Raw genomic sequence first — 18,391 nt, forward strand, 5'->3', positions numbered from 1 at the left:
GTAACTGACCGACAACGACAACTTCATGTACTCCAACCTCACCTAGCAGGTGCGAGTCATCGTGTAGGTGGTGACGGCCGTGGCCAACGGCAACCTGACGCAGCGACTGACCGTGCAGGCCAAGGGCGAAGTGGCTGCGCTGGCCGACACCATCAACGGCATGACGGACACGCTGGCGACGTTCGCCGACCAGGTGTCGAACGTGGCGCGCGAAGTGGGCGTGGACGGACGACTCGGCGGCCAGGCCAACGTGCCGGGCGCCGCCGGTACCTGGAAGGACCTGACCGGCAACGTGAACCTGCTGGCGGCCAACCTGACGACCCAGGTGCGCGCGATCGCCGAAGTGGCGACGGCGGTGACCAAGGGCGACCTGACGCATTCCATCCAGGTCGATGCCAAGGGCGAGGTGTCCGAGCTCAAGGACAACATCAACACGATGATCTCGAACCTGCGCGAGACCACCGAATCCAACCGCGAGCAGGACTGGCTGAAGACCAACCTGGCGCGCTTCACCGGCATGCTGCAGGGCCAGCGCGACCTGAACACCGTGGGCAAGATGCTGCTGTCGGAGCTGACGCCGCTGGTCAACGCGCACCAGGCCAGCATCTACCACCACAGCATCGTGGACGAGGGCGACAGCGAACTGCGACTGCTGGCCACCTATGCCCAGGGCGGCGACATCCGGCTGGCGCAAAGCATCCGCTTGGGCGAAGGCCTGGTCGGCGAATGCGCGCTGCAAAGCAGGCGCATCCTGCTGGCCGACGTGCCCACCGACTACATCGCCATCGGCTCCAGCCTGGGCGCCGCGCACAAGCTGAGCATCGTGGTGCTGCCGGTGCTGTACGAGAACCAGACCAAGGCGGTGATCGAGATCGCCTCGCTGCAGCCGTTCACCACGGTCAACCTGAATTTCCTCGACCAGCTGGCGCTGGGTATCGGGGCGGTGTTCAACACCATCGAAGCGACGATGCGCACCGAGGGCCTGCTCAAGCAGTCGCAGGAACTGACGGTCGAACTGCAGTCGCGCCAGATCGAGCTGCAGCAGACCAACGAGGAGCTGGGCACCAAGGCCCGCTTGCTGGCCGAGCAGAACGCCGAGGTGGAGCGCAAGAACACCGAGGTGGAGCAGGCCCGCCGGGCGCTGGAGGAAAAGGCGTCGGAACTGGCGCTCACCTCCAAGTACAAGTCCGAGTTCCTGGCCAACATGTCGCACGAGCTGCGCACGCCGCTCAACTCGATCCTGATCCTGTCCCAGCAGCTGGCCGAGAACAGCCCGGGCAACCTCTCGCCCAAGCAGGTGGAGTTCTCGCGCAACATCAACTCCTCGGGCAGCGACCTGCTCAACCTGATCAACGACATCCTGGACCTGTCCAAGATCGAGTCGGGCACGGTCACGGTGGACATCGAGGAGATTCCCTTCCACGGCCTGCGCGACAGCCTGGACCGCAACTTCCGCCACGTGGCCGAAGCCAAGAGCCTGCCGTTTCGCATCCGCTTTCGCGACGACCTGCCGCGCGCCATGGACAGCGATCCCAAGCGGCTGCAGCAGATCCTGAAGAACCTGCTGTCGAACGCGGTGAAGTTCACTTCCACCGGCCATGTGGAGGTGCGCGTCGGCCTGGTCGACAGCGGCTGGACCGCCGACCATCCGGTGCTGGGCCAGGCGCAGCACGTGGTCGCCTTCGCGGTGGAAGACACCGGCATCGGCGTCGCCCCCGACAAGCAGCGCCTGATTTTCGAGGCGTTCCAGCAGGCCGACGCCGGCACCTCGCGCAAGTACGGCGGCACCGGGCTGGGGCTGGCGATCAGCCGCGAACTGGCCGTGCTGCTGGGCGGCGAGATCCGGCTGGCCAGCGTGCACGGCCAGGGCAGCACCTTCACGCTGTTCCTGCCGCTGCACTACTCCGGCCCGGACCAGGCCACCGCTGTGCGCAAGGCCAAGTCGCCCGAAACCACGGTGATCACGCTGCCGGTGGCGCGCGAGGAACACATCGCCGACGACCGCGACCTGATCGCGCCGGGCGACCCGGTGCTGCTGGTGATCGAGGACGACCCGCATTACGCACGCATCCTGCTGGGGCTGGCCCGCGACAAGGGCTTTCGCGGCCTGGTCGCCACCAAGGGCGCGGTGGGCCTGTCGCTGGCACGCCAGTACCACCCGTCGGCGATCTCGCTGGACATCTTCCTGCCCGACATGCTGGGCTGGACGGTGCTCAACCAGCTCAAGCTCGATCCGGCGCTGCGCCATATCCCGGTGCAGATCGTCACGCTGGAGGAGGAGCGCCAGCACGGCCTGTCGCACGGCGCCTTCGCCTACCTGATGAAAGAGCCGACCACCGCCGGCTTGGAAACGGCGTTCGACCGCCTGCGCGAGTTCACCATCCCGCGCACCAAGCGGCTGCTGGTGATCGAGGACAACGAGATCGAACGCAACGCGGTGGTCGAACTGCTGGGTCACGACGACATAGCGATCGCCACCGCCGGCAGCGGGGAGGAAGCCCTGGAGGCCTTGCGCGGGCAGCAGTTCGACTGCGTGGTGCTGGACCTGCGGCTGCCCGACATGACCGGCTTCGAGCTGCTGGAGCAGTTGCGGCAAGACCCGGCCCTGGCGGCCGTGCCGGTCGTGGTGTTCACCGGCAAGGACCTGAGCGAAGACGAGCAGGACCGCCTGGCCACCATGTCCAAGAGCATCGTGATCAAGGACGTGCGCTCGCCCGAGCGGCTGCTGGACGAAACGGCGCTGTTCCTGCACCGCGTCGTCACCGAGCTGCCGCTGGCCAAGCAGGCCATGCTGGAGCGGCTGCACGACTCGTCCGAGGTGCTGCAGGGCCGCAAGGTGCTGGTGGTCGACGACGACGCGCGCAACATCTTCGCGCTGACCTCGGTGCTGGAAAACCACGAGGTGGAGGTGCTCAGCGCCACCAATGGCCGGCATGCCATCGACATCATCAAGAGCACCCCGGGGCTGGCGATGGTGCTGATGGACATCATGATGCCGGAGATGGATGGTTACGAAACCATTCGCTAGATCCGTAAGTATCACAACTTCCGCACCTTGCCGATCCTGGCGCTGACCGCCAAAGCCATGAAGGGCGACCGCGAAAAGTGCCTGGAAGCCGGCGCCAGCGACTACATTTCCAAGCCGGTGAACACCGATCAGCTGCTGTCGCTGATGCGGGTGTGGCTGTTCCGGTGAACCGCATGACCCCCTCCGAGCTCAGTGTCAACATCCTGATCGTCGACGACGAGCCCAAGAACCTGACGGTGCTGGAGTCGGTGCTGGACGACCCCAGCTACCGGCTGGTGCGCGCCACTTCCGGCAACGAGGCGCTGCTGGCCCTGATGGCCGACGAATTCGCGGTGCTGGTGCTGGACGTGCGCATGCCCGGCATGACGGGCTTCGAGCTGGCGCAACTGATCAAGGAGCGCAGGAAGACGGCGCGCATCCCGATCATCTTCCTGACCGCCTATTACAACGAAGACCAGCACGTGCTGGAAGGCTACGGCACGGGGGCCGTCGACTACCTGCACAAGCCGGTCAATCCGGCGGTGCTGCGCTCCAAGGTGTCGGTGTTCGCCGAGTTGCACCGGCGCGGCCGCGAAGTCGCCGTTGCCAACCGGCTGCTGCTGGCAGAGGTGGCCGAGCGGCGCCGCGCCGAAGCCCGCCTGAGCGAGCTGAACGCGTCGCTCGACCAGCGCGTGACCGAGCGCACCATGGAGCTGCAGGACAGCCAGGCCCGGCTGATGGACGCCAACCGGCGCAAGGACGAGTTCCTGGCGACGCTGGCGCACGAGCTGCGCAACCCGCTGGCGCCGGTGCGCAACGCGGTGCATTTCCTCAAGATCAAGGGTCCGGGCACCGCCGACGTGCAGTGGGCCTCGGACGTGATCGACCGGCAGATCCAGGCCATGGGCCGGCTGATCGACGACCTGATGGACGTCAGCCGCATCAGCAACGGCCGCATCGAGCTGCAGCCGGAACTGGTGACGCTGGAGACGGTGCTGGCTGACGCCATCGAGACTCTGCAGCCGCAGATCGACGGCGCCGGCCACAAGCTGACGCTGCTGCAGCCGCCGGCGCGGCTGGTGGTGCGGGCGGACCGGGCGCGGCTGGCCCAGGTGTTCATGAACCTGCTGTCCAACGCGGCCAAGTACACCGATCCCGGCGGCCAGATCGAGGTGCGCGTGGTGCGCGAAGGCGGCATGGCCGTGGTGTCGGTGCACGACAGCGGCATCGGCATCGCGCCCGACCGGCTGGAAACGGTGTTCGAGATGTTCTCGCAGGAAGAAGCGGCCCTGTCGCGCTCGCGCGGCGGGTTGGGCATCGGCCTGTCGCTCACCCGCAAGCTGGTGCAGATGCACGGCGGCACCGTCACCGCCGGCAGCGACGGCGCCGGCAAGGGCAGCCAGTTCCTGGTGCGGCTGCCGCTGGCGGAGACCGTCGCCCAAAGCGAGCACGTCGAGTCGCCGGCGCCGCTGGCGCTGGCTCAAAGTGGTCCGCTGCGGATCCTGGTGGCCGACGACAACCGCGACGCGGCCGAAACCCTTGGCATGCTGCTGGAGGTGATGGGCCACGAGGTCAGGCGGGCCTACGACGGCGAGGCGGCGCTGGAAGTGCTGGCCGCGTTCGACCCGCAACTGGTGCTGCTGGACCTGGGCATGCCCAGGCTCAATGGCTACGACACCTGCCGCCGCATCCGCGAGCTCGCCGGCGCCACGGCACGCATGGTGGTGGCCGTGACCGGCTGGGGCCAACCCAGGGACCTGGAGCTGTCGGGCGCCGCGGGCTTTGACGGCCACCTGGTCAAACCGATCAGCCTGGAAGCGCTCAACGGGCTGATCGCGGCGCGCTCGGTCAGCCGCGGCTGAGGCCCGCTGGCCTGGGGCTCGTGGGGTGTGCAAGCTCGCTTGCGCACCGTTGCGGCCTGGGTCGGTGCGCAGCGAAGCTGCACACGCTCCGGGTTCGTTTCAGGCGACCTGTGCCACCTGCGGCGCGTTGGCGGCTTCCGCTGGATCCTCGACCCCGAGCTCGCCACCCAGCGCCAGCAGCAGGTCGGGAATCAGCGCCGACAGCTCGCCGGTCAGGATCGCGACGTTGCCGTCGAAGCCGTCTTCGTCCTTGCCCGGCGCGTCGGTGCCCTCCATCACGACATCGAGCAGCTTGATCTTGCGCACCTGGCCGGCGTCGCCCAGCACGAAGGAAACGCGTTCGTTCCAGGTCATGGCCAGCTGGGTCGGCACCTTGCCGGCCACGATGTGCTGCGCCACCTCGTCGATCTCCAGCGTGTGGCGCGAGTAGCGCACCGACGACTTCTGCTCGTCGGGCATCTTCAGCTCGCAGTCGCGGTCCACCGTGAAGCGCCAGGGTGCCTCGCGGGTGGTGAGCCAGTGCGCCATGGAGACGGCCGGCGAAGTCTGGGTCTGGATCGGCTTGAGGCCCAGGTCGGGACCGCCGCCGGGCAGGTCGACCAGCACCTCGATCAGCGCCGTCACCACGCGGTCGGCGCCCGCCAGGCTGCCGGCATCCACCACCAGCAGGCGATTCACCGGATCGAGCCAGAGCAGCACGGTGCCGCGCTTGCTGAAGGCGCGCGGCAGCAGCTCCTGCAGCACATCTTCCTTGAATTCCTTTTTCAGCTTGGCCGGCACGCGCTCGTTGCCGGTCTCGGTCTTCCACTTCTCGATCTTCTCGTCGACGGCCGACTTGACGGCCGAGGCGGGCACGGCCCGGCGCTCCGTGCACAGCTTGAGCATCAGGTGGCTGCCGACGATCTCGGCCAGGGCCACCCCCTTGTTGCCACGCGGCGGCACCCAGCCGCTGGACTCGGGATCGGTCGCGCCGCAAGGCACGAAGGCGGTCTTTTGCAGGCCCTCCTCGAGCAGCTGCAGCGGCGGCAGCTCGAAATCGTCGGAAATACGGAAGAAACAGGCGCTCTTGAACATGGGCATGGCTCCGGCCGGCCGCCGGAGAAGGGCAAGGAACACTGGGGATGGAGGGCGCACGCAGCTCGTGCGCGACCAGGCGTGGACGCGGCGGTCCGCCTCTGCGAAGACCCGATTCTAAGTGGCGCGGACGGGCGCGGCCAGCTGGTGGCCCGTCCGCCTTGTATCAGCGTGCGCTCTGTCGCTGGCCGTCCACTTCCACTTCCACCCGGCGGTCCGGCTGCAGGCAGGCACGCAGCGCCGTGGTGGGCTGCTCGCCCTTGCAGGCGCCGGCGGCCGTCACCGGCGCGGTCTCGCCCGCGCCGCTGCTGGCCAGCTTGCCGGCCGGAATGCCGGCGCGCACCAGCTGCGCATTGACGGCGTCGGCGCGCTGGCGGGACAGCCGCTCGTTGTAGGCGGTGGCACCCAGGCGGTCGGTGTGGCCGGTGACGCGCACCCGGTCGTACTCGATGTCGCGCAACTGGCCGGCGAAGGCGTCGAGCTCGCGCCCGCCTTCGGGCCGCAGCGTGGCCTGGTCGAAGCCGAACAAGGCATCGGCCGAGAAATGCACCCGCACCGGAACCAGCGGCGCAGCGGGCGCTGGCGGCGCCGGCGGAGGCGGCATCGGCACGAGTGCCGGCGCCGGCGCGGCCGCGGCCACGTACGCTGGCGTGGCCGCGCGCGGTGCCGGCTGGGCGCCACCGAAGCGGTAGACCAGGCCCACGCCGAGCATGTCGATGTCGCCGCGGTTGCCCACGCCGTCCTTGATGCGCAGCCGTTCGTATTCGCCGCGCAGCTCCCAGGCCTCGGACACGCGCCAGGCCAGGCCCGCGCCCAGCTTCAGGCCGGTGTCCTTGGAGCTGCTGCTGCTGGCGCCGTACGGGTTGGTGACGGCGCCGGTGGCGGCGAAGCTGCCGCGGGTGCGGGCATGCGCCACGCCCACGCGTCCCAGCAGGGACAGCCGGTCGGTCAAGGGCAGGGTGCCCACCGCATCCAGGTTCAGGCCCCGCACCTTGACGTCACCGCGCAGGTTGCCCGCCGGCGTGGTCGTGGCGGTGTAGCCCATCTGGCCGAGGTCGAAGAAACCTGCTTCGATGCCGAGCCAGCGGTTCACCTGGTAGCCCCCGAACAGCTTGTAGCCGGTGTCGGTGTCGCGCTGCGAAAAGCTGCTGGTGGCCAGTCCCTGGCCGGCCAGGCCCTGGCGGATGCGGTCTTCGTCGATGCTGGCCGCCGTGCGGCCCACGGCCGCGCCGCCGTACCAGCCGGCGCCCTGTGCGAGTGCGGGCCCGGCCAGGGCCGCGGCTGCCATGCAGCCGAGTGCGGCCGTCTTTCTTGCGCTGATCATGTGTTGGCTTTCGTGGTGGCCGCTCAGGGCGCGGGCACGTTGATGACGGTGTTGACCACGGTCACGGACGCGCCCAGCGAGAGCGCGCGGCCGTTCAGCCTGGTGACGGCGCGCGCGCCCGCCGTCGAAAAGGCGGCGCCGGCCTGGGTCACGATGGTTCCCACCATGGTGCCGCCGCCGCCGGCGTTGACGGTAGCTGCCGTGCCGACTTGCCAGTACACGTTCTTGGCCTGGGCGCCGTTGGTCAGGATCACGCTGCTGGGGAAGGCGGCGCCGGGGCCGCCGACCGTCAGCGTCTGCGCCATCTGGAACACCCAGGTGGCGTTGGCATTGCCTTGCGCGTCCAGCGTCAGGTTGCCGCCCTGGATCATGAAGGTGCCGGCGGCCGCGGTGTAGGTGCCGGGCGCGAGCGTCAGGTTGGCCAGGTTGCCGGCGCCCGGATCGGGGCCGCCGGGCATTGCGACCAGCTGGTTGTAGGCAGCCAGCGTGTCGGCGCGGGCCTGCGTCGCGGCCGCCATGGTCACGGCCGTTCCTTCGCTCGGGCAAGCGACGGTGGGCGGCGGCGGCGCGGTGTAGATCAGGCCGTTGACGGCGCCCCGGTTCAGCGGCGTCTCGGTGTAGGTGCAGCCCGGGCCGGCGTCGTGGAAGCCGGTGATCTTGGTGGAGACGGCGGTGGTGCCGACGTCGCCGTTGATCACGGTCAGGATGCCCTGGTTGGTCGCGCCGGCCGAGCCGCCGAAGATGCCGAAGGTGGCGGCGCTGGCCAGCGGGATCAGTGGGGCCGGCGGCGGCGCCGCGCAGTTGATGGCCGTGAAGCCGAAGGTGAAGTCGGCATCCATGCCGTTACCTGGGACCGTCAGGTCGCGCACGCCGGCGGCACCGCCGCGCAGGCGGGCCACGTAGGAGCCGGGCACCAGCGGCGCCTGCGGCGTGAAGGTGGCGATGCGGCCGGTGGTGGCGTCCAGCAGCACGGATGCGGGCACGACGTTGGCGCCCGCCGGACCCGTGACGCTGAAGGTCTGCGCGCTGATCGTGGCCGGGTCCATGCGCAGGCCGGAAGGCACGCGGAAGGTGGCATTGACAGCCGCGTCCAGGCAGACATTGGCGGCGCCGGCCGCCGGGTTGGTCGACCGCACCGTCACGTCGGCGGCGGGCGCCGGGCCGGTCGTGGTGAAGGTCCACACGTAGTTGCTGGCCGCGGGCAGGGCTGCCTGGTTGCCGCCAAGCGCGTTGCCGGACAGATCGGTGGCCGCGGTGGTGACGGTGGCGGTGTAGACGCTGCCGGTGGGCAGCGGCGCATCGGGCGTGAAGATCGCCGTGCGGTTGCCCACCACGTAGGTGACGTCGCCTCCAGGCGCCTCGCAAGGCGCGGCGCAGGCCAGCTTGAAGCTGGCGCGGGACAGGCTGGACGGCGCCATGTCTTCGCTGAAGGTCGCGGTCACCGCCGTGTTGGCCGGCACGCCGGGGGTGGGGCCGGGCGTGCTGGTGGCGGGCACGGTGAGCGTCACGCGCGGGCGGGTGTTGTCGGACGCGATACCGGTGGTGAAGCGCCACACATAGGGCGCGGCCATGGCCAGCCCGCTGGTGTCGCTGCGCGCCCCGCTGATGGTGGCGGTGTAGACCGTCAGCGGCTCCAGCAGGGTGCCGGCCGGCAGCGCCAAGCTCGCGACGCGGCGCGAGCCATCCAGGCTGGTGGTGCCGGTGGGGCTCACGCACGGTGCCGCGCAGGTGAGGGTGAAGCTGGCGTTGCCGGTCAGCGGCGCCATCCGTTCGCTGAAGTCGGCCGTGACCTGCTTCAGGTTGCGGGCGACGCCGGCGGCGCCGTTCACCGGTGCCACCGCGGTGACGGTGGGCGGGGTGTCAAAGCCCAGGATCGGGTCGCGTCCGCCGCCACCGCCACCGCCGCCGCAGCCGGCCAGGGCCGCGCCCAGGAAAGCCGCGGCCAGCCAGGGCCGCAGGTGGCCCATCGTTGTTCTGTTCATGTGAAATATCCTTCGAAGCTCCGGCGAGCATGCGACGAACGGTCCGCTCAGTCTGTACGCTGGCGTGCAAAGTCTGAAATACCTTGGGCGCGAGTGCGAGGGCCAGCGGCTCGGTAGACTGCGGCCGGTGCAGCAGCAGTTCCTCGTTTCTCCCATTTCACCCGTGCCCGACGGCCTGCCGGCGCCGCGCCGCTACTGGGCGATGGCGGCCATCATCCTGGGCATCACGCTGTCGGTGCTCGACTCCACCATCGTCAACCTGGCGTTGCCCGACATCGCGCGCGATTTCGGCGCCTCGCCGTCCGCGGCCATCTGGGTCGTCAACGCCTACCAGCTGGCCACGCTGGGCCTGCTGCTGCCTTGCGCCTACGTGGGTGACCGGCTCGGCTACCGGCGCGTGTACCTGGGCGGCCTGGCGATCTTCCTGCTCGCGTCGCTGGCCTGCGTGGTCGCGACCTCGCTGCCCATGCTGGCGGGGGCCAGGGCCGTCCAGGGGATCGGCGCGGCCGGCATGCTGGCGGTGAACACCGCCCTGGTGCGCCTGACTTATCCGAGCCACATGCTTGGCCGGGCCATCGCGCTCAACTCGGTGGTGGTTGCCACGGCCTCGGTGGCCGGCCCAACCGTCGCTGCCCTGGTGCTGGCGATCGCCTCCTGGCCCTGGCTGTTCCTGATCCAGCTGCCGCTGGGGCTGCTGGTGCTGCTGCTCGGACGCAGCGCCTTGCCGGCCAACACCGTTCCCTCCACGGCGGGGCGACTGGCGCCGCTCGACCTGGTGCTGAACGTCATGATGTTCTCGCTGGTGTTCCTGGGGGCCGATGCGCTCGGCGCCCGCTCCGGCGGCGCACCCGACGCCCGGGCCTGGATCGTCGCCATGGCCCTGATCGGCGCCGGCGTGCTGGTGGGCTGGTTCTACCTGCGGCGGCAGCGCCGGCTGGCCGTGCCGCTGTTCCCGATCGATCTGCTGCGCATTCGCGTGTTCGGGCTGTCCATGTGCACCTCGGTCACGGCCTTCTCGGCGCAGACGCTGGCCTTTGTCGCCTTGCCGTTCCTGCTGCTGGAGACCCAGGGTCGCAGCCACCTGGAGGCCGGCCTGCTGATCACGGCCTGGCCGGCCGCAACGGTGCTCGCGGCGCCCATTGCCGGCCGGCTGATCGCCCGCTTTCACGGCGGCCTGCTGGGCGGCATCGGGCTGGCCGTCATGGCCATCGGGATGACGGCGCTGGCGCTCGCGCCGGCGCATCCGACCGCTTGGGATCTGGCCTGGCGGCTGGCCCTGTGCGGCGCCGGCTTCGGGCTGTTCCAGTCGCCCAACAACCACACCATCGTCACCAGCGCGCCGCTGCAGCGCGCCGGCGCCGCCAGCGGCATGCTGGGCACGGCGCGGCTGACCGGGCAGTCGCTGGGCGCGGTGCTGCTCGGGCTCATCTTCAGCGTGGCCGGCGTGCAGGACGGCCGCGGCCCCGGCATCGCGCTGGGACTGGCTGCGGTGCTGGCCGCCGCCGGGGCCGCCTTCAGCCTGTCGCGCGGCGTGCGCCGCCAGCGCCTCTAGCCCTTTAGCGCCGCTGGTACTGCGCCGCGCCGAACAGGATCGCGCGTGCGCTGGCGTCGGTGATCGGCTTGCGCAGGTCGGCCAGCACCTGCACGCCCCGCTGCACCGCCGGCCGGGCGGCGATGGTGTCGAACCACCGTCGCAGGTGCGGGTACTCGTCCAGCGCGATGCCCTGGTTCTGCCAGCTGCGCAGCCAGGCAACGGTGGCGATGTCGGCGATGGAGTACTCGGCGCCGCCCAGCCACGGGCCGTGGGCCAGTCGCTTGTCGCGATCACGCGGTACAGCCCTCGGGCCTCGTTGCTGTAGCGGTCGATCGCGTGCTGGACCTTCTCGGGCGCCTGGCCCAGCATCGGGCCGACACCGCCCATCTGGAACATCAGCTACTGCAGCACCTCGAACTTCTCGTGCCCGCCCGTTGGCAGGAAGCGGCCGGTCTTGCCCGCGAGGTAGACCAGGATGGCGCCCGACTCGAACAGCGAGATCGGCTCGCCGCCGGGGCCGTGGGGGTCGACGATGCGGGGATCATGTTGTTCGGGCCGATGCCAGGAATTGCGGCGCGAACTGGTCGCCGGCGCCGATGTTCACCGGGATCGCCCGGTACGGCGGCCCGCACTCCTCGAGCATGACGTGCACCTTGTGCCCGTTGGGCGTGGGCCACGAATAGACCGCGATGGGTTCCACTGCCGTCACCTCGTGTTTCAATTGATAATGGGACTTTAGGGGAAAGCAGGACGCATGTTCGACCGCCTGAAAAAGGTCTTCCGCAAGGGCCACGCCCCGGCCGCCGACGCGGCGCCGTCCCAACTCGGGGCGCACGGGCCGGTGTCCGAGTGGGCGGCCTCGCGCGGAATGTCGTTTACCAGCGCCGCCCTGGGCAGCGCCGTCTCAATGCACGGCAAGGTGGGCGGGCGGCCGTGGCGGCTGGAACTGGGCAAGCCTTCCCGCGACTACATCGTCGGCGAGGAATTGCGGGCCCGCGGCGAGCTGGGCTTGTCCGAGGACGTCGGCGCCATGGTGATCAACCGGCCGCTCAAGGACGCCCTGGAGCGGCGGGCCTACAGCATGATCACCGACACCCTGCGGACCACCGCCGACCCGCGCCTGCCCGAGGAGATGCGCTGGCTGGCGATGTACGACGAGATCGGCTGGGAAGGCGCGCGCTCCGACTTCTGGACCCGCTTCGCGGTGCTGGCCGACACCCGCGAGCACGCCATGGCGTGGGTCGACAACGCGCTGGTGGAACTGCTGATGTCCTGGCCGGAGCCGGCCCCCGGCCCGCAGGTGCCTTTCATGGTGGTGCTGCTGCGCGGCAAGTGCTACCTGCGCATGCAGTACGTGCCGCCGGAGACGAGCACGCTGGAGCACGCGACGACGATCTTCACCAGCGCCTGCGAAAGCGCGCTGGCGGCCTTCAAGAAATGACTCGTCGTCCCGGCGCCGGCGGGGACCCGGGGCATTGAAAAAAGCGGCCCGCGGGCCGCTTTCTGCTTGCCCGGGCAGCCCTGGATTGCCGCGGCGCGGGAATGACGCAAGGTTGCGCGGCAATGGCGGGGTCAGCTGCCCCGCGTCACCGGCACGCCGGCGTCCTTGCCGTAGGCACCGTACTTGCCCAGCTCCCACTTGGCGATCGCGTTGCGGTGCACTTCGTCCGGACCGTCGGCAAAACGCAGGGTGCGGGCGCCGGCATAGGCCTGGGCCAGCGGGAAATCGTCGGAGACGCCGCCGCCGCCGTGCACCTGCATCGCCCAGTCGATCACCTGGCAGGCCATCGTCGGCGCCACCACCTTGATCATCGCGATCTCGCTGCGGGCCACCTTGTTGCCGGCCACGTCCATGATCCAGGCCGCCTTGAGCGTCAGCAGGCGCGCCATGTCTATCTTGCAGCGGGCCTCGGCGATGCGCTCTTGCGTCACGGTCTGCTGCGCCACGCTCTTGCCGAAGGCCACCCGCTCCAGCGAGCGGCGGCACATCAGCTCCAGCGCGCGCTCGGCCAGTCCCACCAGCCGCATGCAGTGGTGGATGCGGCCCGGGCCCAGGCGCCCCTGGGCGATCTCGAAGCCGCGCCCTTCGCCCAGCAGGATGTTGCCGGCCGGCACCTTCACGTTCTCGAAGTACATCTCCACGTGGCCGTGCGGCGCATCGTCGTAGCCGAACACGCTGAGCGGCCGCACGATGCGGATGCCGGGCGTGTCGGCCGGGATCACGATCATGCTCTGCTGCGAGTGCCGGGGCGCCTCCGGGTCGCTCTTGCCCATCGTGATGAAGACCTTGCAGCGCGGATCGGCCGCGCCCGAGATCCACCACTTGTGGCCGTTGACGACGTAGTCGTCGCCCTGGCGCTCGATCCGGGTGGCGATGTTGGTGGCGTCCGAGGAGGCCACCTCCGGCTCGGTCATGGCGAAGGCCGAGCGGATCTCGCCGTCCAGCAAAGGCTTGAGCCAGCGCTCGCGGATCTGCGGCGAGCCGTAGCGGGCGATCGTTTCCATGTTGCCGGTGTCGGGCGCCGAGCAGTTGAACACCTCGCTGGACCACTGCACGCGGCCCATGATCTCGGCCAGCGGCGCGTACTCCTGGTTGGTCAGGCCGGCGCCCTCGTAGCCGCAGGCATTGGCCGTGTCCACCGGCAGGAACAGGTTCCACAGGCCGGCGGCGCGGGCCTTGGGCTTGAGCTGCTCGATGATCGGCAGTGGTGTCCAGCGCTTGCCGGCTTCCGTGTTGGCCTGCAGCTGCTGCTTGTAGGTCTTCTCGTTGGGGTAGACATGGTCGTCCATGAACTGCTGCAGGCGCGCCTGCAGTTCGCGGGTCTTGGCGGAGTATTCGAAATCCATCAGGGGTCTCCTTGGTGTGTCAGGCCTTCTGCGCGAAGGTCCAGGCCAGTTCGGCCATCGGCCGCGCGCCGGCCGCCGAGACAGCCGCTTGCGCGCTGGAGGCCGTGCCGGCCTCGACCCGCTTGGCGATGCCCTGCAGGATGGCGGCGATGCGAAACAGGTTGTAGGCCAGGTAGAAGTTCCAGTCGACCTTGACCTCGTCGACCGCGGCGATGCCGGTGCGCTCGCAGTACTGCCGGATGTAAGCGGCCTCGCTCGGAATGCCCAACGCCTGCAGGTCAAGGCCGCCGATGCCGCGCCCGGCGCTGTGCGGCACGTGCCAGGCCATGCAGTGGTAGCTGAAGTCGGCCAGCGGGTGGCCCAGCGTCGACAGCTCCCAGTCGAGCACCGCGATCACGCGCGGCTCGGTCGGGTGGAACATCAGGTTGTCCAGACGAAAGTCGCCGTGCACGATCGACGTCCTGCTCTCGTCGCGAGCCGCGGCGGGGATGTGCGCGGGCAGCCACTCCACCAGCTTTTCCATCTGCGGGATCGGCTGGCTCATGGGGCCGGCGCCGTCGGTGGAGGCCTTGTACTGCTTGCTCCAGCGGCCGATCTGGCGCTCGAAGTAGTTGCCCGGCTTGCCGTAGCCGGCCAGCCCGCGGTCGGCGAACTTCACGGTGTGCAGGGCGGCGATCACGCGGTTCATCGCGTCGTAGATCTCGCGGCGCTGCTGCGGCGTCATGCCGGGCAGGGCCTGGTCCCACAGCACGCGACCCTGCATGAACTCCATGATGTAGAAGGCGCGTCCGATGACGGACTCGTCTTCGCACAGGCAGTGCATCCTGGGCACCGGCACGTCGGTGCCGGCCAGTCCGGACATCACGGCGAACTCGCGCTCCACCGCATGGGCCGACGGCAGCAGCCTGGCAACCGGGCCCGGCTTGGTGCGCATCACGTAGCTGCGCGCGGGCGTGACCAGCTTGTAGGTGGGGTTGGACTGGCCGCCCTTGAACATCTCCACCGACAGCGGGGCGGCGAAGCCTTCCAGGTTCTGCCCGAGCCAGGCGGTCAGGGCCGGAATGTCGAATGCGTGCTGGTCGGACACCGCGCGGGTGCCGACGAAGTGGTCGTAGCTGTCAGTCATGGTTCAGACGTCCGCCTCGACGATGCGCATCAGCGCTTCGCGATTGCGCACCACCAGCCCGCCCGGCTCGATGCGGATGACTTCGTCGCGCTCCAGTGTCTTGAGTTCCTGGTTGACGCGCTGGCGCGACGCACCCAGCAGCTGCGCCAGTTCCTCCTGCGCCAGGTGCAGGCCGATGCGCACCTCGCGGCCGTCGGCCAGCGAAGGCACGCCGTAGCTGCGCACCAGGTGCACCAGCTGCTTGGCCAGCCGCGCGCGCAAGGGCAGGGTGTTCAGGTCTTCCACCAGCCCGAACAGCTGGCGGATGCGGCGCGCATGCAGCCGCAGCAGCGCCTCGTACAATTCCACGTGCTGCGCCAGGATCTTTTGCAGGTCGGCCCGCGAGACCGACAGCATGGAGGTGTCGCCGTGCGCATAGGCATCGTGGGTGCGCCGCTCGCCGTCGAAGATCGCCACGTCGCCGAACCAGATGCCCGGCTCCACGTAGGTCAGCGTCACCTGCTTGCCGGTGATCGATGTGGAGCTGACCCGCACCGCGCCGCGCGCCACCGCGCTCCAGGCTTCGGCCGGGTCGCCGCGGGCGCAGATCAGGTCGCCATCCTTGTAGCGTTTGACGAAGGTGCATCGCAGGATGTCGTGCCGCAGCGACGGTGAAAGGGAGGAGAACCAGCGGCCGTTGTCGATGGCTGCGCGTTCCTCGATGGTCAGAATGGGGTCGTCCATGGCCTGTCTTGTGGGTGACTGCAGCGTCGCCACATTGTCGCGTGCAGGACGGGGCAATCCGGTAGGGGTTGTCACCTGAGCGTCCCGGGACGCCCGACTCAGGAGTAGTCCGGCTTGCGCTTGGCCAGGAAGGCCTCGATGCCGATGCCGCCGTTGGCGTGGTGCAGGTTGCGCACGAACTGGTCGCGCTCGCTCGCCAGCTGCCGGTCGAGCGGAACCTGCGGCGCATCGTTCATCAGCTCCTTGATGCTGGCCAGCACGTTGGGCGCGCGCTGGTTGAGCGACTCGGCCAGCGCCAGCGCCTGCGCCAGGGCGGCGCCGGCGGGCGTGACGCGATTGACCAGGCCCAGCTGCTGCAGCCGCGGGGCGCGGATGCGCTCGCCGCACATCAGCAGTTCGCTCACCAGCTGGCGCGGCAGCGCGCGCGACAGGCTCCAGGTGGAGCCGCCGTCGGGCGACAGCGCCACGCTGCTGTACGCCATCACGAACAGCGCGTCCTCGGCCGCCACGATGAAGTCGCAGGCCAGCGCCAGCGAGAAGCCGGCGCCGGCCGCCGCCCCCTCGACGGCGGCGATCACCGGCTTGGGAAAGCTGCGGATCGCCTCGATCCAGCCGTGTAGGCCCTCGACCGAAGCGGCCTGCAGCGCCGGCGGCTGCTTGCGGTTTTCCAGCAGCCGCTGCAGGTTGCCGCCGGCGCAGAAGGTGCTGCCGGCGCCGGTGATCACCACGCTGCGCACTTCCGGATTGCTGTCGGCGGCGTTCAGCGCCTCGACCCCGGCGGCGTACAACTCGGGGCCCAGCGCGTTGCGGTGCTCGGGGTTGCTGATGGTCAGCACCATCGTGCGGCCTTCGCTGTGGCTCAGGAGTTGGGCGGGCGTCACGGTCATTCTTCCACGTGCAGCAGCGACAGGCCGATGGCGCCGCGGCGGCGCAGCCAGGGGCTGGGGCGATAGCGCGGATCGCCGTACACCGTCTGCATGTTGAACAGCACCTCCAGCACGTTGGTCGGGCCCCAGCGGTCGCCCATGGCCAGCGGGCCGAGCGGATAGCCCAGGCCGAGGGTGACGGCGGTCTCCAGGTCTTTGGGCGTGCAGACGCGCTGCTGGCACATGTCGGCGGCGATGTTGACGATGGTCGCCAGCACGCGCTGGGTCACGAAGCCGGCCGAGTCGCGGATCACGCTGACAGCCTTGCCGTCGCGCGCGAACAGGGCGTGGGCGGCATCGCGCATGTCGCGCCGGGTGGCCGGGTTGGTCGCCAGCACGCGCCGCTTGACGGCCGCGTCCTCGATCAGGAAGTCGATGCCGACGGTGCGCGCCGGGTCCAGCCGCTCCACCACCGCCACCGTCGTGACGTCGAAGCCGAGCGGCGCCACGATGGTCAAGGCCTGGGCCGAGGGCGACTGGCCGGTTTCGATCTTCGCGCCCAGGTCCTTGAGCAGCTGCAGCAGCTCGGAGCGGCGCGAGGCCCGGGTCGAGACCCACACCGGCGGCAATTCGTCCACGGCGGGAACCGGCGGCTCGGCCGGCACCTGCTGCTTGCCGTCGGGGTAGCGGTAGAACCCCTCGCCCGACTTGCGCCCGATCACGCCGCCGGCCACGCGCTGGGCTGCGATCACGCTGGGGCGATAGCGCGGCTCCTGGTAGTACTGGCCGTAGATCGACTCCATCACCGGGTGCGAGACGTCCAGCCCGGTCAGGTCCATCAGCTCGAACGGGCCGAGCCGGAAGCCGACCTGGTCGCGCAGGATGCGGTCGATGGTGGCGAAATCGGCCACCCCTTCGCCGACGATGCGCAGCGCCTCGGTGTTGTAGCCGCGGCCGGCGTGGTTGACGATGAAGCCGGGGGTGTCGCCGGCCTGCACCGGCGTGTGGCCCAGCTGGCGGGCATAGGCGGTCAGGCCCTCGCACACGGCCGGGTCGGTCTTCAGGCCGGCGATGACTTCCACCACCTTCATCAGCGGCACCGGGTTGAAGAAGTGGTAGCCGGCAAAGCGCTGCGGCGTCTTCAGGCCGGCGGCGATGGCAGTCACCGACAGCGAGGAGGTGTTGGTGGCCAGCACGGCGTCGACCGCCACGATCTCTTCGAGTTGCGCGAACAGCGCCCGCTTGACGTCCAGCCGCTCCACGATGGCCTCGACCACCAGGCCGCAATCGGCCAGCTCCTGCAGCGAGGCGGCCGGGCGCAGCCGCTCCTTGCAGGCGGCGACGGCGTCGGCGTCCATGCGGCCTTTCTCGCGCAAGCGATCCCATTGCGCCCCCAGCTCCTGGATGGCGCGTGCCACCGCCTCGGGCTGGCTGTCGTAGAGGCGCACGGTGCTGCCCGCCTGGGCCGCGATCTGGGCGATGCCGCGCCCCATGGCGCCGGCACCGGCCACGCCAACGGTGTTGTACTGTGTCTGCATTGGCTGGAATTATCAGGCAGCAGTGTGCAGTTCTTCCTAGGTCGGCCGTGGTGTGCCTAGAATGCCTCCTTCGATGTTGCACCCAGTTACCTTCCGTACCCTGGCGCTCGCGGCGTGCGGCTGGCTGCTCGCGTGCGAAGTGTCCGCCCTCACGCTGGGCCAGCCACGTGGCGCCTTGTTGATCGGCCGCGCGCTGGACGTCACCTTGCCGGTCACGCTCGACGCGGCGGACGCCCAGGGTGCTTGCGCCTCCGGTGAGCTGTTCTACGGCGACACCGCCGTGAGCCGCCCGCCCGAGATCCGCTGGCTGCCGGGACCGAATGGCCGCGAGGGCGTGCTGCGGATCATGTCGCCGACGCTGGTGGACGAGCCCACGGTCAGCTTGAACGTGCGGGTGGGTTGCGGCGCCAACAGCGCATCGCGCCGCTACGTGTTGCTGCCCGAGGTGCCGCGCGCCAGCGAGCCGGCGCCGCTCCCGGGCCAGCCGCTGCCACCCGCCGTGGGCCCG

The 18,391-nt window shown here is 69.8% G+C and carries 12 protein-coding genes and 2 pseudogenes; 5 read left to right on the forward strand and 9 right to left on the reverse strand.

Features of this window, described 5'->3' with window-relative positions:
* Positions 1–79 precede the first annotated feature (79 nt).
* Both JWP65_RS19975 and JWP65_RS19980 read left to right on the forward strand, forming a co-directional pair.
* A pseudogene (locus JWP65_RS19975) lies at positions 80–3,196 on the forward strand (response regulator).
* 5 nt (positions 3,197–3,201) lie between these two features.
* Positions 3,202–4,869 (forward strand): response regulator, encoded by a 1,668-nt coding sequence (locus tag JWP65_RS19980; protein ID WP_299766943.1) that lies wholly within the window; start codon positions 3,202–3,204, stop codon positions 4,867–4,869.
* 99 nt (positions 4,870–4,968) lie between these two features.
* On the opposite strand, the gene JWP65_RS19985 is transcribed toward JWP65_RS19980, so the two are convergent.
* The 3 genes from JWP65_RS19985 to JWP65_RS19995 all read right to left on the reverse strand — a co-directional run bounded on the left by JWP65_RS19985 (position 4,969) and on the right by JWP65_RS19995 (position 9,249).
* Positions 4,969–5,943 (reverse strand): recombination-associated protein RdgC, encoded by a 975-nt coding sequence (locus JWP65_RS19985; protein ID WP_299766945.1) that lies wholly within the window; start codon positions 5,941–5,943, stop codon positions 4,969–4,971.
* A gap of 166 nt (positions 5,944–6,109) precedes the next feature.
* Positions 6,110–7,231 (reverse strand): outer membrane beta-barrel protein, encoded by a 1,122-nt coding sequence (locus tag JWP65_RS19990; protein ID WP_299766948.1) that lies wholly within the window; start codon positions 7,229–7,231, stop codon positions 6,110–6,112.
* A gap of 59 nt (positions 7,232–7,290) precedes the next feature.
* A complete protein-coding gene (locus JWP65_RS19995; RefSeq protein ID WP_299766950.1) occupies positions 7,291–9,249 on the reverse strand; it encodes an ice-binding family protein in 1,959 nt (652 codons plus the stop codon).
* A gap of 202 nt (positions 9,250–9,451) precedes the next feature.
* Here JWP65_RS19995 and JWP65_RS20000 point away from each other — a divergent pair, with 202 nt between their 5' ends.
* Entirely contained in the window at positions 9,452–10,801 is a 1,350-nt protein-coding gene (locus JWP65_RS20000; RefSeq protein WP_299766961.1) for an MFS transporter, read from the forward strand.
* 4 nt (positions 10,802–10,805) lie between these two features.
* Here JWP65_RS20000 and JWP65_RS20005 read toward each other — a convergent pair.
* A pseudogene (locus JWP65_RS20005) lies at positions 10,806–11,426 on the reverse strand (glutathione binding-like protein).
* Between the two features lie 111 nt (positions 11,427–11,537).
* Here JWP65_RS20005 and JWP65_RS20010 point away from each other — a divergent pair.
* Positions 11,538–12,224, forward strand: a complete 687-nt coding sequence (locus JWP65_RS20010; protein ID WP_299766952.1) for a hypothetical protein — start codon at positions 11,538–11,540, stop codon at positions 12,222–12,224.
* A 131-nt stretch (positions 12,225–12,355) separates the two neighbouring features.
* Here the strand turns inward: JWP65_RS20010 and JWP65_RS20015 are convergent, their stop codons facing one another.
* The 5 genes from JWP65_RS20015 to JWP65_RS20035 all read right to left on the reverse strand — a co-directional run bounded on the left by JWP65_RS20015 (position 12,356) and on the right by JWP65_RS20035 (position 17,883).
* On the reverse strand, positions 12,356–13,630 hold the full coding sequence (locus JWP65_RS20015) for an acyl-CoA dehydrogenase family protein (RefSeq protein WP_299766953.1): 1,275 nt from the start codon (positions 13,628–13,630) through the stop codon (positions 12,356–12,358).
* Positions 13,631–13,649: 19 nt separating this feature from the next.
* Positions 13,650–14,756: a phosphotransferase gene (locus JWP65_RS20020; protein ID WP_299766954.1), complete on the reverse strand. Its 1,107-nt coding sequence runs from the start codon at positions 14,754–14,756 to the stop codon at positions 13,650–13,652.
* A gap of 3 nt (positions 14,757–14,759) precedes the next feature.
* Positions 14,760–15,479, reverse strand: coding sequence for a Crp/Fnr family transcriptional regulator (locus JWP65_RS20025; RefSeq protein WP_299766955.1), 720 nt, complete (start codon positions 15,477–15,479; stop codon positions 14,760–14,762).
* Between the two features lie 98 nt (positions 15,480–15,577).
* Positions 15,578–16,360 carry an oxepin-CoA hydrolase, alternative type gene (locus tag JWP65_RS20030; protein WP_367280535.1) on the reverse strand — a complete coding sequence of 261 codons (783 nt, stop codon included), beginning with the start codon at positions 16,358–16,360 and terminating at the stop codon, positions 15,578–15,580.
* A gap of 2 nt (positions 16,361–16,362) precedes the next feature.
* Positions 16,363–17,883 carry a 3-hydroxyacyl-CoA dehydrogenase gene (locus JWP65_RS20035; protein ID WP_299766957.1) on the reverse strand — a complete coding sequence of 507 codons (1,521 nt, stop codon included), beginning with the start codon at positions 17,881–17,883 and terminating at the stop codon, positions 16,363–16,365.
* Positions 17,884–17,956: 73 nt separating this feature from the next.
* Here JWP65_RS20035 and JWP65_RS20040 point away from each other — a divergent pair.
* A partial coding sequence (locus tag JWP65_RS20040; RefSeq protein ID WP_299766959.1) for a hypothetical protein occupies positions 17,957–18,391 on the forward strand: 435 nt, incomplete at its 3' end.

This window comes from Ramlibacter sp., from assembly GCF_028292805.1.
Taxonomy (GTDB): Bacteria; Pseudomonadota; Gammaproteobacteria; order Burkholderiales; family Burkholderiaceae_C; genus Ramlibacter.

Bases quoted from the DNA above. Each gene is read 5' to 3' on its own strand.
- JWP65_RS20010 (WP_299766952.1), top strand. From the start codon at position 11,538: ATGTTCGACCGCCTGAAAAAGGTCTTCCGCAAGGGCCACGCCCCGGCC.
- JWP65_RS20015 (WP_299766953.1), bottom strand. From the start codon at position 13,630: ATGGATTTCGAATACTCCGCCAAGACCCGCGAACTGCAGGCGCGCCTG.
- JWP65_RS20000 (WP_299766961.1), top strand. From the start codon at position 9,452: ATGGCGGCCATCATCCTGGGCATCACGCTGTCGGTGCTCGACTCCACC.
- JWP65_RS19985 (WP_299766945.1), bottom strand. From the start codon at position 5,943: ATGTTCAAGAGCGCCTGTTTCTTCCGTATTTCCGACGATTTCGAGCTG.
- JWP65_RS19990 (WP_299766948.1), bottom strand. From the start codon at position 7,231: ATGGCAGCCGCGGCCCTGGCCGGGCCCGCACTCGCACAGGGCGCCGGC.
- JWP65_RS20035 (WP_299766957.1), bottom strand. From the start codon at position 17,883: ATGCAGACACAGTACAACACCGTTGGCGTGGCCGGTGCCGGCGCCATG.
- JWP65_RS19980 (WP_299766943.1), top strand. From the start codon at position 3,202: ATGACCCCCTCCGAGCTCAGTGTCAACATCCTGATCGTCGACGACGAG.
- JWP65_RS19995 (WP_299766950.1), bottom strand. From the start codon at position 9,249: ATGAACAGAACAACGATGGGCCACCTGCGGCCCTGGCTGGCCGCGGCT.
- JWP65_RS20020 (WP_299766954.1), bottom strand. From the start codon at position 14,756: ATGACTGACAGCTACGACCACTTCGTCGGCACCCGCGCGGTGTCCGAC.
- JWP65_RS20025 (WP_299766955.1), bottom strand. From the start codon at position 15,479: ATGGACGACCCCATTCTGACCATCGAGGAACGCGCAGCCATCGACAAC.